Source organism: Methylolobus aquaticus, assembly GCF_054172105.1.
Window position 1 is genome coordinate 108,384 of record NZ_JBSYXP010000012.1, and the last position, 15,827, is coordinate 124,210.

Below are 15,827 nucleotides of genomic sequence, written 5' to 3' on the forward strand. Positions count from 1 at the left end.
ACCGTCATGAAACTCCTCGTCTCCGCAGCCAGGCTGCGGGTTTCCGCCGCATGTTGCGTCAGCGCGCTGCTGTTCTGGACGGCCGCGGTCTCCGCAGACATCGGTAGCAGTGGCCAAATGCTGCTGTTGCAGGGCGCCGGGGCCACCTTCCCCGCCCCGTTGTACAAACGCTGGATCAAGGCCTATTCCGACGAGCGCCCAGAGGTCCAAATCAAATACGATGTGGTCGGGACCGGCGAAGGCATCCAACGGTTCCTGGCGCACGCGGTGGATTTCGGCGCCAGCGACGCGGCCCTCAACGACGAGCAACTGGCGGCGGCGGGCGAGGGTGTGAAGATGATTCCGGCGACCGCAGGCTTGATTGCGCTGGCCTACAATCTTCCCGGCGTCACCGAACCGCTGAAGTTGAAGCGCGATGTCTACGTCGACATGCTGCTCGGCAAGATAAAGCGCTGGGACGACCCTCGCATCGCGGCCAGCAACCCGGGACTGACATTGCCTAAGCGCGACATCGTCCGGGTCGTGCGCCGGGACAGCAGCGGCACCACCTACGCGTTCACCAACCACCTGAGTGCGATCAGCGACGACTGGCGTGACCGCGGACCGGGCGTCGGCAAGATCGTCGACTGGCCCGGCAATGCGATGGCGGCACCGGGCAATGAAGGCGTCTCGGCCCGCATCAAGCTCAGCGTCGGCGCGATCGGCTATGTCGAATATGGCCAGGCCCGGCGCCTGGGCCTCGCCATGGCGCTGCTCGAAAATGCCGCCGGACAGTTCGTGGCTCCGGCCGAAGCCAGCGGACAGGCTGCGCTGAAGAACAATCTGGCCGCGATGCCGGCCAACCTGCGGCTGTTCCTGCCCGATCCCAAGGGTGAGGAGGCGTACCCGATCGTCACGCTGAGCTGGCTGTTGCTGTATCCGCGCTACGACGGCGCCGGTCGCGCCGACGCGGTGAAGGGCTTCGTGACCTGGGGTCTCACCGAGGGCCAGACCCATAGCCGCGAACTCGGCTTTCTGCCCCTGCCGGAAGAACTCCTGCGCCTTTCCCGCTCCGCGGTCGCATCGATTCATTAGCTCGCCGGGACGCCTCGTCGGTCGCTCCTGCCAAGGTCCCACCGACGGGTGCGGCGTCGGCGCTCCGCTCGTGCCGCCTGGCGCACCGGGCCTCGCGCATGTTGCGTAAGCGTCTTACCCGCTATCTCCCGCGCCACGCACTCGGTCGTGTGATGTTCGATAACCCACTGGTTTCCGCCCCCCTGTTCGGTGCCCTGGCGGCCGCCTCTCTCCCCTTGGGCGCGATGGTCGCGCAGGTGTGGCGACCGGACCCGCGCACTCTCGCCTTCTTCATGGCATTCGGCGGCGGAGCGCTGTTCGCCGCCCTCGCGATCGAATTGCTCGCGCCGGCCCTGTCCGAAGGTCACGTCGGAATCTTCAGCGCCGGCGCCCTGGCCGGCGGTTGCCTGTTCAAGGGACTGGATCATCTGCTCAATCGACGCGGCGGTTACCTGCGCAAACCAGCCACCGCGGCCCGCTACTGGAAAAGTCGGGGCGAGGAGCGCTTGCGCGCGACCCTGAAGAACCTCAGGCGGCTGGAGATCGCAACCGACCTTCCCGACGAGAGTCTCGATCAATTGCTGGACATCATGTACGTGCGCGACTACCCCCCGGGCATGCACATCTATCGCGCGAGCGATCCGGCCGGCAACCTGTACCTGATCGAACGGGGCGAAATCGAACTACTCGATCCTACCAAAGGCTATCGACCGTTCGAGCACCTCGGCGCGCATGACGTCTTCGGCCGCATGAGCTTCCTGACCGGGATGCCGCGAGCCACCGAGGCCATCGCGGTGACCGAGGTTCGGCTTCTGGTCCTGCCGCGCGAAGGCTACCTGGAACTCATCGAATCCTCGCCACAGATGCGGCGGAACCTGCGCGAGCGCTTGAGTAGCGCGGAGACGCGGCGTTACCTGGCCGAGCGCTATGACTTGTCGGAAGACCAGATCGCGACCTGGCTGGCAGACGCTGCCGAGCATCTGGAGCGGTTTGGCCGCTATGACCCGCCGGTGTCACCCCCGCGCCGGATCGTCGATGCCGAGGCCACGCTGCGCGGCGTCCGCCGGGTCCGGGTCTTTGACCGTCTGCCCGACGCTTCGGTGGCCGCAATTGCCCGATTGCTGGTGCCAGGCGAGGCGGCGGCCGGGTTTACCTTCTTTCGCGCCGGACAACCCGCGGACCGGATGTACATCCTCAGCCGCGGGTCGATCGCGCTGATCGACCCGCACGATGCGTCCGGGCACTCGATGCGCGTCGTCGGGGGCGAGGCCTTCGGGGCCGATGCCTTCGTCACCAATGGCACGCATACCATGACCGCGATGGCGCTGGAGGAGTCCGAGTTCTATGCGTTGCGGCGGAAGGATTTCGAGGTGTTGCTGGAGCGCGATGCCGACCTCCGGCTGGCGCTGGCCCGCGTGTTGGGCGACGAACGGACGCGGACCTATCTGACGACACGCCAGCGACTGGAAAGCGATCGCGCGGTGCGCTGGATGGAACGCGCCGTCAAGGGCGTGGAGAAGGAAGCCCTTTATCCGTCCCTGACCGAGCTGAAGCGCGACGCGGCCAGCCATCAGAATGTGGCGATGGCGATCTTCCTCGGCCTGCTGCTGGATGGCATCCCCGAGTCGCTGGTGATCGGTGCCAGCATTCTGCACGAGTCGACGATCGGCTTTTCGCTGATCGGCGGAGTCTTCGTGTCCAACTTTCCCGAGGCCCTGTCCAGCGCGGTGGGCATGCGCGAGCAGGGCATGGCCACCGCCAAGGTCATCGGCATGTGGGGCGGAATGGTGCTGATCGCCGCCACATCGGCGTTCCTGGGCGCCGTGGCGCTGGGCGAGGCCAGCCCGGCCTCGTTTTCGTTCATCGAGGGCATCGCCGCCGGAGCGATGTTGACCGTGGTGGCCGAGACGCTGCTGCCGGAGGCGTTTCACAAGGGCGGTGGCATCGTCGGAATTTCCACGCTGATGGGATTTCTCGTCGCGACCCTGCTGGGTGCGGTGTCGGTGGAATGAAGGATCTGCCCGTCGAAGCTTGCCGCCGATGATCACGGCACTTTGTCTCAACACCGTCGACAAAACCCTGGATGAAGTATCCATCCGCGACATCAGCGAGTTGCGCGAAGACCCCGGACAGGTCGTCTGGGTCGATGTCGAAGACCCAACCGGTCGCGACTTCCTCGACCTGGCCGAGGAATTTTCCTTTCATCCACTCTCGCTGCAGGACTGCCGCAGCGGGCACCAGCGGCCCAAGATCGAAGAGTATCCCGGTTATTACCTGATCGTCGTGTATGAAGCGGAGCTGGCGGGTCCCGACGATCGGCTCGAACTCCGCGAACTGAGCCTGTTCCTCGGCGCGAACTACCTGGTGACGGTACACAGCCGCCCCATTCGGGCTGTCGCCAACGTGCGGCGGCAATGGACGACCTGGATCGATCGCGCCGAGCACGGTGCCGGCCTGCCGGCCTATCTGCTGTTCGACGCCATCGTCGACGATTACATGCCGCTGCTCGATCTCCTGACCGAGCGGACCGATGAACTGGTCGATGCCATCTTCGTCGACCTCCAGCCCGAGGTCATGCGCGAGATATTTCTGATCAAGCGGAAACTTCTGTACCTGCGTCGGGGCGTGCTGCCGCTGCGCGACGTATTCAACCTTTTGCTCCGCCGCGAGCAGCCGCTGTTTGCGCGGGAAACTCACGTCTATTTTCAGGATGTCTTCCACAACATCCTGCGCGTTGCGGATATGGCCGACAACTTGCGCGACCTGCTCGCATCGGCCATGGACGCGTACCTGTCGGTATCGGGCAGCCGCATGAATACCGTCATGAAACGACTGACCTCGATCTCGACGATCCTGATGTCGACGACGTTGATTGCCGGCATCTACGGCATGAATTTCGAGCACATGCCGGAGTTGAACTGGCGCTATGGTTACGTCTACGCCCTGCTGTCCATGATCGGAGTCGGCCTGGCCATCTACGGCTACCTGCGTAGGATCAAGTGGCTGTGAAGAAGGCACAGCGGAACACCAAGCTCGAAGAGAGCTTGCGCAAGAAGCAGAAAAGGGAGCGGATGGCGTCCGCGCTCGCGCCGCAGGAAGAGTTGTCCGCACCACCGCTCCTGGCGGACACCGCAACGGCCGAACAAGATTTCGACCTGGACGCGGCGGACGAGGAATATGTCGACGGATCGGTGATCCTCGACGGGGAGCATATGGATCTTCCCAGCCAAATCATGCACGTAGAGGGCGGTCGCCGCGACACCTGGATGAATCCCGTGCTCATGGTCGTGGTGACGATCGCCCTGGGCTTCACGGCCCTTGTCGCCTACCTGATCTCGATCGAGCCCGACTGAACACCGGTGTCATGCGCCTGACAACTGGCCTGTGTTTAATCTGTGCCAAGCCACGCAGCGGTACGCCGCAAAGCGCAGGCGCTTCCCTATCTTGACTCACCCCCTAAGCGGGGATTGCCGAGGACTTAGCGATGAGCCATTTGTCGAAAAAGGACCGTCTGAAGATCATGGAAATGGTGGCCGAGATCGCCTCGGAGGCGGCGAAGAACCCCAATGTGGTCTGGATGATCGAGTTTCAGGAAGAACTGGTGTGCACCCTCTACCACACGATGGTTGCATTGATCGAACACGACGAGGACGAGTTCCCGGAAGACGATGACGACGACGATGAGGAAGGCTAACGCTGGGACTGTCGCAAAGCGGGCCGTCGCTCGCCTGCGTCCCGCGTTAGATCGGCACAACACTGACCGGCCCTTGTCTCCCTGAAAAACCCGACGAGTCGTTTTGGAAGTCCACCCGCAATGCCCCTGAGCCCGGACGTTCTGCTGCATCATCGAACCAAGATCGTAGCTACCATCGGTCCCGCCAGCAGTGCACCCGAGGTTCTTCGCAACATGATCCTCGCCGGCATGAACGTGGCCCGGCTGAATTTCTCCCATGGTACCTACGACGACCACGCACGGATGATCGCGATGCTCCGGTCCGTTGCGGCGGATATGGATATCCCGATGACGCTGCTGCAGGACCTGCAGGGTCCCAAGGTACGCGTGGCACAACTGCCGCAGGGCGAGATCGAACTGCGCGACGGACAGACCGTGACCCTGGTTCCCGCCGCCGAGTTCGACGGCGAACCCGGGACGATCCCGATCGACTACGAACTGCTCGCCGAAGACGCGGCCGTCGGCGAACCGGTGCTGCTGGACGACGGTCTTCTGGAGCTTAAGGTCTGGAACGTCCACGGCAAGCATGTGGAGTGCGAGGTCATCGAGGGTGGGATTCTCAAAAGCCGCAAGGGGGTGAACTTCCCTGGGCTGGAGCTGCAGTTGCCGGCCATGACGGCAAAGGATGAGAAGGATCTGGACTTCGGCCTGTCGCAAGGGGTCGACTGGATCTCGCTGAGTTTCGTCCGCAAGGCCGAGGACGTGGTCGCGCTGAAGGAACTCCTGGCGCGCAAAGGCTATCCCGGCACCCCCGTGATCGCCAAGATCGAAAAGCCGCAGGCGATCGACAAGCTCGAGGCCATCGTCGGGGTCAGCGACGGCATCATGGTGGCCCGTGGCGACCTGGGCGTCGAGATGAGCCCCGAGCGCGTGCCGATGCTGCAGAAGCGCATCATCCGCATGTGTAACCTCCGGAGTATTCCGGCCATCACCGCCACGCAGATGCTGGACAGCATGATCCGGAACCCTCGGCCCACGCGCGCCGAAGCCAGCGACGTCGCCAATGCGATCGTCGACGGGACCGATGCCGTGATGCTGTCGGGCGAATCCGCGGTGGGCGAATACCCGGTCAAGGCCGTCGAGATGCTCGCCAAGATCGCCCGGGTGGTCGAGAAGGAAATCGAATTCCCCGCCCTGCCCCCCTCTGACGGTGACGAAACCCACGCGCTCAGCGAAGCGCTGAACGCGATCGACAAGACGATGAAGCTCCGCCTGATCGTCGCCTTCACGAGCAGCGGCTACACCGCGCTGCTGGCGTCCAAGGAACGGCCCTCAGTGCCCGTCGTGGCCTTGACTCCGAACCGGGGCATCTATCACCGGCTGAACCTGATCTGGGGTGTGATCCCGATACTGATCGATCACCAGGTTGAGACGTTCGAGGACCTGGTGCGCCAGGCCGAAGTGAATCTGCTCGAACGGTCCATGGCCGGAGCGGGCGACAAGATCCTGATCATGGGCGGAATTCCTACGCGGCACGCGAAAGGCACGAATTTCCTGAAAATCCATACGATTGGCGCGACCAATCACAGCGGAGCGGAGTGATCCGGACCTATGCAGCGAACACATGGCGCGCACCCGGAGGTCACCGTGGCGCCCCATCGCGAATCGGCATCACGCGCAAGCCGTCCTCAACGATCCCCCAAGGAGACCATCCAATGAACCCGAATGCTCTGTGGCAGCGCTATCAGGACTGGCTCTATTTCCACGAAGGCCTCGGCATCTATGTCGACGTGAGCCGCATCGGGTTCGACGAAACCTTGCTGGAACAACTGGCACCCAGGTTTGCGGACGCGTTCGAACGCATGGCCGCGCTGGAAGACGGTGCCATCGCCAACCCGGACGAGAACCGGCGGGTCGGACACTACTGGCTGCGCGATCCCGATCGTGCGCCAGACAAGGCAACCCGCGAGGAGATCGTCACGACGCTCGCCGACATCGAGAACTTCGTCGCCGCCGTCGATGCCGGCGCTATCCGCCCCCCGGAGGCCGATCGTTTCACCGACATCCTCTCAGTGGGGATCGGCGGCTCGGCGCTCGGGCCGCAGTTCGTCTCCGAAGCCCTCGCCCCATGCCATGCGGCGCGCGCGATTCATTTCATCGACAACACCGATCCGGCCGGCTTCGACCGTGTCCTGGGACGCCTGGACAACCGGATCGCCAGCACGCTGGTGATCATCACCAGCAAATCCGGTGGCACTCCGGAGACGCATAACGCACTGATCGAGGTGAAGCAGGCCTTCGCCGCGAAGGGTCTCGATTTCGCCCGTCACGCGGTCGGCATCACACTGCGCGGCAGCGCCATGGACAAGCTGGAAGACGCCGAAGGCTGGCTGCGAGAGTTCCCGATGTTCGACTGGGTTGGCGGCCGGACCTCCGAGATGTCGGCGGTGGGCCTGTTGGCGGCGGCACTCCAGGGCATCGATATTCGCGGCATGCTGGCCGGCGCGCGCGAAATGGACGCGGCGACTCGCGTTCCGGACATGCGGCGGAACCCGGCAGCCCTGCTCGCGCTGAGCTGGTATCACGCGGGTAACGGTAAGGGCGAAAAGGACATGGTCATCCTGCCTTACAAGGACAGCCTGATGCTGTTCAGCCGGTATCTCCAGCAGTTGGTGATGGAGTCGCTGGGCAAGGAACGGGACCTCGACGGTGCCGTCGTGCACCAGGGTCTGGCAGTCTACGGCAACAAGGGATCGACCGATCAGCATGCTTACGTGCAGCAACTGCGCGAAGGGATACCGAACTTCTTCGCGACCTTCATCGAGGTCCTCGAAGACCGCTCCGGCCCATCGGTCGAAGTCCGGCCGGGTGCGACATCCGGTGATTTCCTGACCGGGTTTCTTTTGGGCACCCGCCAGGCGTTGTACGAGAACGGGCGCGAATCGATCACCTTGACGATTCCCCGTGTCGATGCGTGCCGGGTCGGGGCGCTGATCGCGCTCTACGAGCGGGCCGTTGGGCTCTACGCGTTCCTGATCAACATCAACGCCTACCATCAGCCGGGCGTCGAGGCCGGCAAGAAGGCGGCCGCCGCCATCCTGGACCTGCAGGGCCGGATTCGGTCCGCCCTCTCGGCGGCGAACGGGCCGATGGGGCTGCCCGCGCTGGCCGAGGCCGCCGGTGCTGCGGCCGAGGTGGAAACGGTGTACCAAATCGTCCGCCACCTCGCCGCGAACGGGCGCGGCGTCAACCTCGCAGGCCATCTGGCGCAGCCCTCGACGCTTTCCGTGTCGATCTCCTGATAAACCTGACTGCCACGAACCCCGCCATGCATGATCTCAGCACCACCCCGATCGATCTGCACGATCCGCAGCTTTACCTCAATCGCGAACTAAGTTGGCTCGATTTCAACGATCGGGTGCTGCAGGAGGCACTTGACTCGCGCACTCCGTTACTCGAGCGGCTGAAATTCGTCGCGATCTTCAGTTCGAATCTGGACGAGTATTTCATGGTGCGGATCTCGGGCGTGCTGGAGCAGATCGCCGCCGGCGTCACCGCCACAGGGCCCGACGGCATGACACCCACGGCATTGATGAACGCGCTGCGCACGCACATTGCGGCAAGCGTCGCCGCGCAACATGGGCTATTCCAACACACCCTGCGTCCCGCGCTGTCGGAGGCCGGCGTGCGACTGCTGGACTATGACACGCTCGACGCAGCCCAGTTACGCCATCTGCAAACCTATTTCGAGCAGCACGTGTTTCCCGTGCTGACGCCACTGAGCGTGGACGCCGCTCATCCCTTTCCGATAATGTCGAACTTGAGCCTGAATCTCGCCGTTATCGTCGAAGACCCCGTCAACTCGGTTCAGAAACTCGCGCGCGTCAAGGTGCCGGACACCCTGCCCCGCTTCGTGACCCTGCCCGAGTCGCTGCGGCCGGCCGGGACTGTGCCCACGCTCTGGGCTGGGGTCACATTGGAGCAACTGATCGCCAACAATCTGCAGTTGCTTTTTCCGGGCATGCGCCTCGTGGCCAATCATTTGTTCCGGATCACGCGCGATGCGGACTTTCCGGTCAAGGAGGACGAGGCCGAGGATTTGCTGCTCGCGATAGAACAGGAAATCAGCAAACGCCGGATCGATGGCTTCGTCTGCCGGCTCGAGATCGAGCGCACGATGCCCAAGAGCCTGCGCGAGAAACTGATGGCCGACCTGGAAATCAGCGACCGGGACATTTACGAGATCGACGGTCTCCTCCATCTGAAGGATTTGTTTTTCTTCATGTCCGTGCCCCTGCCCGAGATGAAGGATCCGCCGTGGTCGGGGGTCGTCCCGCCACGGCTGCGTTACGATCCGACCGAGGAGCCAGGCAGCGAGGAGTCCGGGCCGCAGCCGGGGGCATTGTTCGCCGAAATCCGCAAGGGCGACTTGCTCGTCCATCATCCCTATGAATCGTTTGCCGCGTCCGTCCAGGCCTTCATCCAGCAGGCGGCGCACGACCCACTGGTGCTGGCGATCAAGATGACCCTGTACCGCACCTCGGGCGATTCGCCGATCGTCGCCGCGTTGATCGCAGCGGCAGCGCAGCACAAGCAGGTCGTCGTGCTGGTCGAGATCAAGGCGCGATTCGACGAGGAGAACAACATCATCTGGGCGAAAAAGCTCGAAGAGGCCGGGGTGCACGTCGTGTATGGCGTCATGGGCCTGAAGACCCATACCAAGACCGTCCTGGTCGTGCGCGAGGAAGGCGCGGCGATTCGTCGCTATGTGCACATCGGGACCGGGAACTACAACCCGAAAACCGCGATGCTCTATACCGACCTCGGCCTGCTGAGCTGCCGGGAAGAACTCGGCCAGGATCTGACCGACCTGTTCAATTACCTGACTGGCTATTCGCGTCAGGAACATTACCGCAAACTGCTCGTGGCGCCGCTGACCCTGCGCAGCGGCATGGAGGCGCTGATCCGGCGCGAGATGGAGCAGGCCCGCGGCGGCGGCGAGGGCCGGATCGTCGCGAAGATGAATTCGCTGGTCGACGAGCGAATGATCCGCCTGCTCTACGAAGCCTCGCAGGCCGGCGTGCAGATCGATCTGATCATCCGCGGAATCTGCTGTCTGCGCCCGGGAGTGCCGGGCGTCAGCGAGAATATCCGTGTCACCAGCATCATTGGACGCTATCTGGAACACGCTCGGATCTTCCGTTTCCACAACGCGGGCCAGGATGAGTTCTATATCGGGAGCGCGGACTGGATGACGCGCAATCTGGACCGCCGCGTCGAAGCGGTCACGCCCATCGAGGACCCGGCACTGTGTCAGGAGCTTCGCGAACTGCTCCGGATCATGCTGGACGACAACCGCCAGGCCTGGGATCTGGGGGCCGACGGCCGTTACGTCCAGCGGCGGCCGGCGGACGGCGAGCCGGAACGTCCCACCCAGGCGCTGACGATGCAGCGCACGCTGGCGCGCACGGCCTGACATCGCGCTCGAACACGTGTCCTTCGATTCAAGAAGCCTCTGATGTAATGGTGCCGCTGCCTATTTAAGCCAAGGATTCGGCATTCCGGCGAGCGGGGCTCACGCCATGGACACCTTGAAACACCGAAGTTGGACCGGTCCGGCACCATGGATTCGACATGGCCGGCGCAGCAGGCTGAAACAAACCGAACGTAACGTCGAACACGCCAATGGGACCCCGTGCCCGCGGCGACGTTGCGATCCGTGGCTGCGATGAAGCCCCGATGCTAATCGGATGCGGTGCCCTGGCAGGATGATCGTCTGTCACGGCACCGGGGCGGGCATTCGCTCCCCGGATGAGTACGGCGCCAGGTCGATCGGGACCACGTGAGGATGACCAGTCCGGCGAGAATGCCGGGAATGCTTAGCCATTGCCCCATGCTCAGCGACCAGCCTTCCTCAAAGCGGGTCAGCTGTTCCTTGAAAGGCTCCAGCCCGAAGCGGACACTGAAGACGAGCACCAGGAAGCGGCCGAACAGTTCGCCTTCAGGTGGTTGGCGATTGCGATGGCGGTAGTAGCTGAGCTGGAGAACAAATATCACGAGATAGCACAGGGCTTCATAGATCTGCACGGGATGGCGCGGGATGGCGTCGACGCGGCTGAAGATGACTGCCCACACTGCGTCGCTGGGTCTGCCGATAATTTCGGAGTTGAAGAAATTGCCGATGCGGATCAGACATCCCGACAAGGGCACGGTCATGCCGATGCGATCGCACAGCCACAGAAAACCCTGGTCGCGCCTGGCTCGGGAATAGATCCAGACCGCGATGAGGATGCCGACAACCGCCCCGTGACTCGCCAAGCCGCCCTCATGGATAGCGAAGATCTTCCTCGGGTGGGCGAGATAATGGTCAGGCGCATAGAACAGGACATGGCCCAGCCGCGCTCCCACCACGGTGCCGCCGATAACGGCGAGCGCGAGGTCGTAGACCTCATCCGGGCGCCGACCTTCAAGCCGGTAGATCCTGCGGAAGACGGCAATGCCGTAAACGAACGTCGAGGCGAAGAACAACCCATACCAATACACGGGCCAATGCCATCCGCCGACCGATAAGTAGAAGGCAACAGGGGGCCAGTTCCAGATCATTCAGATTCTCGTAGTGGCGGCTAACGCATCATCCCGTCGAGCGGGAAGAGACGGTCCAGAGGCACGCGTGGCGCTCCCGGAGCCCAGCCAAGGATTCGCTCGGACGGTCGGCCCCGGTCTGCGCCTTCCGACTGGCTCGGCCCTCGCGCGGATGCGACGACGATGCAAACCCGGAAATCTCGGAGCGTAAACCGCCTCCATGCACGCCTATGCCGATGCTTTCCCGCCCGTCGCGGGAGGTTGCATCTCACACAATGCCTCAGGCCCTGAGCCGGGCGACCAGCATCACCAGGAACACCACGATCGCACCAAGCATCAGGAAAGGGATGATTTCGTCAAACATGTTATTCGAGTCCAATCAAGGAACGACTGCGTGCACCCGGGCCGGGGACCTTTTTTACCAAGTTTGTGTTTCCAGTCGGTGACGGGAGCCTGGATCGCCCTTGCGACGCCAGGAACCCCACGGCTGGCGTAGACAGCCTGCCGGCTGACCGCCACACCGCCTCCGTTCTAAGGCCGAAACAGGTCGTAATGATCGTTCAAGGCCTGAACCACCTTGTCGAAGGTCGGCTGCAGGCGGGCGACGTGATAGAACTCGTTCCATAGCAGCGACAGCGTTTCCGGAGCGTGGCGCCACGCCATCTCGATCTTGACGACCTGATCCGAGGCAAACTCATCGTTTCCCTGCTGCCTTACTTCTCGGCTGACATCGTCGATCGCATGTTCCATCGCCGGATAGCCTCGCTGGTCGGCTTCGAGATCGAGCAGAAAGATGCCCTCCTGATTGTGCAAGTAGGTATTTTTCGCGCGCGGGGCGGAAATCAGGATGATGCGGGGGTCGCGGTTCTGCGCCGAGCGGCGGGTCACAGCTTCGTACAACACCGGAAGATGAACGCCCCATACGGCCAGCTTCTCATCCAGCAGCGCCGAGCTCCCGACGTATTCTCCCTTCACGTTGGGTCGACCCAGCTTGGTCCAGGCCCCATAGGTAGCGAAAAAGCCGGCAACGGCGGGACTGTACGAAAAGTCGAGCAGCCGTGTGGGCACACCATGGTGCTGCGCCACGGCCAGGGTCTCCAGGATCATTTCCCATGGCCAGGCGTCGAGATCTTGCTTGGGGGGATGGCCGGGCAGCTGCGGCAGCCGGAAATGCTGGCCGTCGCCGGGGACATCCAGACCGACCCGGTCGGCGTGAAAGAGAAATTGATTGAGCAGTCTCCGCTCCTGCGCCTTACGCTCACGGGCCCCCATCCTGGGCGGGCCCGCATCGGGTGCGAAGCCAAGACGGGTTCCCGGACGGAAGGCGGAAGGCACCAGTTTCCAATCAGCCCGTTCCTGGCCGCGAAAGGCCCAGATTTCGCGATTGATCCAACTCGGATAATCTTCTGGCCCCGACAATCCCCAGATCGGATGGGTGAGCTTCAGATGGTCGAGAAACTCGATCGGGGAGCTTACGGTAATGGTCCTCATCCACGACCCATCGGCGCCTGAATTGCGAATACAGCCGGTTCCATGCTTTGGGGATGCTGACCACGACGGCTGGAAGGTGACGCCGGAAAGCCTATAACGCAACAGTGACGATAGAATTACGTGCGGAGTAGCCGCGCGCACATTTCACCCATCAACGCACCTCAGACAAACCACCGCGGAGCCCTACCCGCATGCCGAATAAAGTGCTGATTGCGTTCGCCCTCACCGCCCACACCACCGTTGCCGCACCGCTATGGGTCGGGCGCTTCGAAACAGGCGAAACCGGGTTGCCAAACGGATGGCGGGTTGAATACCTGGACCACGCGTTCCCCCCGACGGCCTATCGGCTGCGGCACTGGGACGGCGTCAACGCCGTGGAAGCCGTCGCCGTCAAGAGCATGGCGGTCCTGACTCGGGCTGTAGCGGTCGATCTGGCGAAGACACCGGTTCTGTGCTGGCGATGGCGCGTCGATGCACCCGTCACCGGGGCCGATATGGCCAAGAAGTCCGGCGACGATTATGCGGCTCGGGTGTATCTCACCTTATGCGGTCCCGGAGGAAAACCTCGATGTCCGTGCCCGTGCCGAACTCGCGCTAGCCCGGTCGATCTGGAATAGCCAGCTGCCCGATGCGGCTCTGATCTACATCTGGGACAACCGCTATCCGGTCGGCACCGAGCAACCGAACGCGAACAGCGACCGGGCCCGAATGATGGTCGTCGAGAGCGGGACAGCGAAAGCCGGACGCTGGGTTGGCGAACGGCGCGATGTCGCCGCGGACTTCAAGCGGGCATTCGACGGCGTTCCGGGCCGTGTGACGGCCCTTGCCATCGCGAGTGACACCGACGACACCGGCGAATCGGCCCATGCGGGTTTCGCCGACTTCCATTTCACCTCCGCGCGCGAAGCCTGCACCGGGTCATGAAGGCAGAGCCCGACCCGCCCACGCTTTCCGGTCATCGGCAAGTCACATCTTGGGGGTAAAAAGGCGGGGGCGAACGGCGAATCGCTACCGTGCAGGCGCCCGCTTCCGGAGTTTGAACCGATGACCTCCCGCGAAATCTCGGCTGGAGAACGCTATCCCCACGGTGCGACGCCGATGCCTGGCGGCATCAACTTCTCGATTTTCGGGCTCCACCGGACCCGTGCCGAACCGCTGCTCTATGAGCGACCGGACAGCGAGAACTTTCGTGGTGGGCGTCAATCGCATGCACCACGATCCGGGCAACGACAGGATCGTCTCCGATGCCAGCTGCATGACCAATTGCCTCGCCCCGGTGGCGAAGGTACTCAACGACAATTTCGGTATCGCCGAGGGTCTGATGACGATCGTTCAAGCAATGACGGCCAGCCAACCCACGGTGGACGGACCCAGCAAGAAGGACTGGCGCGGCGGCCGAGGCGCGTCCCAGAACATCATTCCGTCTTCGACCGGCGCGGCGAAGGCCGTCGCCCTGGTCATCCCGGAACTGAAGGGCAAACTGCCCGGCATGGCCTTCCGGGTCGGCAGGCCGGATGTTTCCGTGGTGGGCCTGACTTTCAAGACGGCCAAGGCGAGGTCCTACACGGATATCTGCGGAGCCATGAAAGCCGCGGCCGAGGGAAAGCTCAAGGGCATTCTGGGATACACGGACGACGAGGTCGTGTCCATGGACTTCCGCACCGATTCCCGCTCGGGCATCTTCGACTCGATGGCGGGTATGGAACTGAATTCGAACTTCTTCAAGGTCGTCGCCTGGTACGACAAAGAATGGGGTTACTCATGCCGGGTCGTGGATCTGATGCGGTTCATGGCCGAGAAGGACGGCCTGCTCTGAACTCAGCCATCCAGAGCGTGCGTTTGATTGGAAGCGGTCGCCGAGCGCCTATGTCGGTGGGGGCGCTAGGACGAAGAGGTCGCCTGCACCGTTGAACGGGCGACTCGCCACGCGGATCTCGACGGGCTGATCGCTAGACCGCGGACGCGTTACGCCCGGACCGCACCCAGGAATGGCAGCCGCGCCAGTTCACGACGGAATTCGTGAAACGAAGGACGCGGCCGAACTTGATACCATAAGTCCGCGTCTGGGCCGCAGACACGGACTCCGGCGCAGCCCGCGCGGTGACGAAACCATGAAGCAGGATTGGGATCTGCCTGTAACGCATGTTCAACAAGGCACCGTTGTCGCGGCCCTATCCGGGTTTCAATCTGCCCGCAATAACATCGGCGTTGCGTCGCGCACAGGCGCATTTCGACGAAATCAACCGCCAACTCCGCGTAGCGCGCGATCCCCTCGACAGCGAGGTCGTGCAGAATCTGGTTGAGGGCTACGGTTATGTCGACAGGCTATTGCGGCACGGGATCGACCTTTTCGCACCGGGCGGTTCGCAGCCACTGCTGGAGATCAATCGGCTGGTGCTGTGCGGCTCCAGCTACGCCCGGCGGCAGCGTTATGCCTCGCATCTGCGGGCGACCGAGCAGCATTTCTACGAGGAATATCAGGGAGGCGTGGGCGATCTGGTCGAATGGGTCAGGACTCATGGCCAGACGGACGCCTGGGAACGCGCGGCCGGCGTATACGTCCGCATCCTGAGCAAACCGCAATTGTTCCTCGAAGGGAATCATCGCAGCGGCACGCTGGTCGTCAGCTACATACTCGGCCGTGCGGGGCTGCCGCCCTTCGTGCTGACTCCCGATAATGCACTGCCGTATTTCAGTCCATCCGCGCTGATCACCAATACCAGCAAATCGAGCCTGTCGATGCTGTTCCGGATGCCGTCTGTCCGTAAGCAGTTCGCACGCTTTCTCAAGGAGCAATCCAGGCTCGAGTTCCTGCTGCCGAACAGCAGTCCCTCTTCGGTCGCCTAGCCTGCGAAGCGGCCGCAGGCGGGCGGGACGTCTTCCGGGGAGCCGAGGGCCGCGCTAGCGCGCCGGCTTGGTGTTCGTAGTCATCAGGCGGCAACACACACACTCTAGTCTTGCGGCCCATGCGATGGGACCATCGCGATCTGTTGGGCAACTCAGTGGCGACGCCCGCTTGAAATCGAAA

General features: G+C 63.1%; 14 protein-coding genes. 12 read left to right on the forward strand and 2 right to left on the reverse strand.

The annotated features are described in order from the left end of the window. Positions 1-6: 6 nt before the first annotated feature. The 8 genes from pstS (at position 7) to ppk1 (ending at position 10,202) form a co-directional block, all read left to right on the forward strand. Positions 7-1,074, forward strand: a complete 1,068-nt coding sequence (gene pstS / locus ACW73L_RS16160; RefSeq protein WP_498923479.1) for a phosphate ABC transporter substrate-binding protein PstS — start codon at positions 7-9, stop codon at positions 1,072-1,074. Positions 1,075-1,172: 98 nt separating this feature from the next. Continuing rightward, complete coding sequence (locus ACW73L_RS16165; protein WP_498923481.1) at positions 1,173-3,065, forward strand: cyclic nucleotide-binding domain-containing protein; 1,893 nt, start codon at positions 1,173-1,175, stop codon at positions 3,063-3,065. Positions 3,066-3,093: 28 nt separating this feature from the next. Then, the gene (corA, locus tag ACW73L_RS16170) at positions 3,094-4,062 is read left to right on the forward strand and encodes a magnesium/cobalt transporter CorA (RefSeq protein WP_139556508.1); all 969 of its coding nucleotides are present in this window, start codon (positions 3,094-3,096) and stop codon (positions 4,060-4,062) included. Positions 4,063-4,097: 35 nt separating this feature from the next. Further along, complete coding sequence (locus tag ACW73L_RS16175; RefSeq protein WP_498923484.1) at positions 4,098-4,406, forward strand: hypothetical protein; 309 nt, start codon at positions 4,098-4,100, stop codon at positions 4,404-4,406. Positions 4,407-4,537: 131 nt separating this feature from the next. Beyond that, positions 4,538-4,747, forward strand: coding sequence for a hypothetical protein (locus ACW73L_RS16180; protein ID WP_139556506.1), 210 nt, complete (start codon positions 4,538-4,540; stop codon positions 4,745-4,747). 120 nt (positions 4,748-4,867) lie between these two features. After that, on the forward strand, positions 4,868-6,328 hold the full coding sequence (gene pyk, locus ACW73L_RS16185; protein ID WP_498923486.1) for a pyruvate kinase: 1,461 nt from the start codon (positions 4,868-4,870) through the stop codon (positions 6,326-6,328). A 113-nt stretch (positions 6,329-6,441) separates the two neighbouring features. Beyond that, entirely contained in the window at positions 6,442-8,028 is a 1,587-nt protein-coding gene (locus ACW73L_RS16190) for a glucose-6-phosphate isomerase (protein ID WP_498923488.1), read from the forward strand. Between the two features lie 26 nt (positions 8,029-8,054). After that, positions 8,055-10,202 (forward strand): polyphosphate kinase 1, encoded by a 2,148-nt coding sequence (gene ppk1 / locus ACW73L_RS16195; protein ID WP_498923490.1) that lies wholly within the window; start codon positions 8,055-8,057, stop codon positions 10,200-10,202. 266 nt (positions 10,203-10,468) lie between these two features. On the opposite strand, the gene lgt is transcribed toward ppk1, so the two are convergent. Together lgt and ACW73L_RS16205 are read right to left on the reverse strand one after the other, a co-directional pair. Beyond that, a complete protein-coding gene (gene lgt, locus ACW73L_RS16200) occupies positions 10,469-11,329 on the reverse strand; it encodes a prolipoprotein diacylglyceryl transferase (protein WP_498923491.1) in 861 nt (286 codons plus the stop codon). Between the two features lie 510 nt (positions 11,330-11,839). Further along, complete coding sequence (locus ACW73L_RS16205) at positions 11,840-12,799, reverse strand: FRG domain-containing protein (RefSeq protein ID WP_498923493.1); 960 nt, start codon at positions 12,797-12,799, stop codon at positions 11,840-11,842. A 191-nt stretch (positions 12,800-12,990) separates the two neighbouring features. On the opposite strand from ACW73L_RS16205, the gene ACW73L_RS16210 reads away from it, so the two are divergent. From ACW73L_RS16210 to ACW73L_RS16225, 4 genes are all read left to right on the forward strand, one after another. Continuing rightward, on the forward strand, positions 12,991-13,416 hold the full coding sequence (locus tag ACW73L_RS16210) for a DUF3047 domain-containing protein (RefSeq protein ID WP_498923495.1): 426 nt from the start codon (positions 12,991-12,993) through the stop codon (positions 13,414-13,416). Then, complete coding sequence (locus ACW73L_RS16215) at positions 13,319-13,723, forward strand: DUF3047 domain-containing protein (protein ID WP_498923497.1); 405 nt, start codon at positions 13,319-13,321, stop codon at positions 13,721-13,723. Before ACW73L_RS16210 ends, ACW73L_RS16215 begins: the two co-directional genes overlap by 98 nt. A gap of 238 nt (positions 13,724-13,961) precedes the next feature. Next, positions 13,962-14,615, forward strand: coding sequence for a type I glyceraldehyde-3-phosphate dehydrogenase (locus ACW73L_RS16220; protein WP_498923499.1), 654 nt, complete (start codon positions 13,962-13,964; stop codon positions 14,613-14,615). Positions 14,616-14,941: 326 nt separating this feature from the next. Further along, a complete protein-coding gene (locus ACW73L_RS16225) occupies positions 14,942-15,646 on the forward strand; it encodes a hypothetical protein (RefSeq protein WP_498923501.1) in 705 nt (234 codons plus the stop codon). The last annotated feature ends 181 nt before the right edge of the window (positions 15,647-15,827 follow it).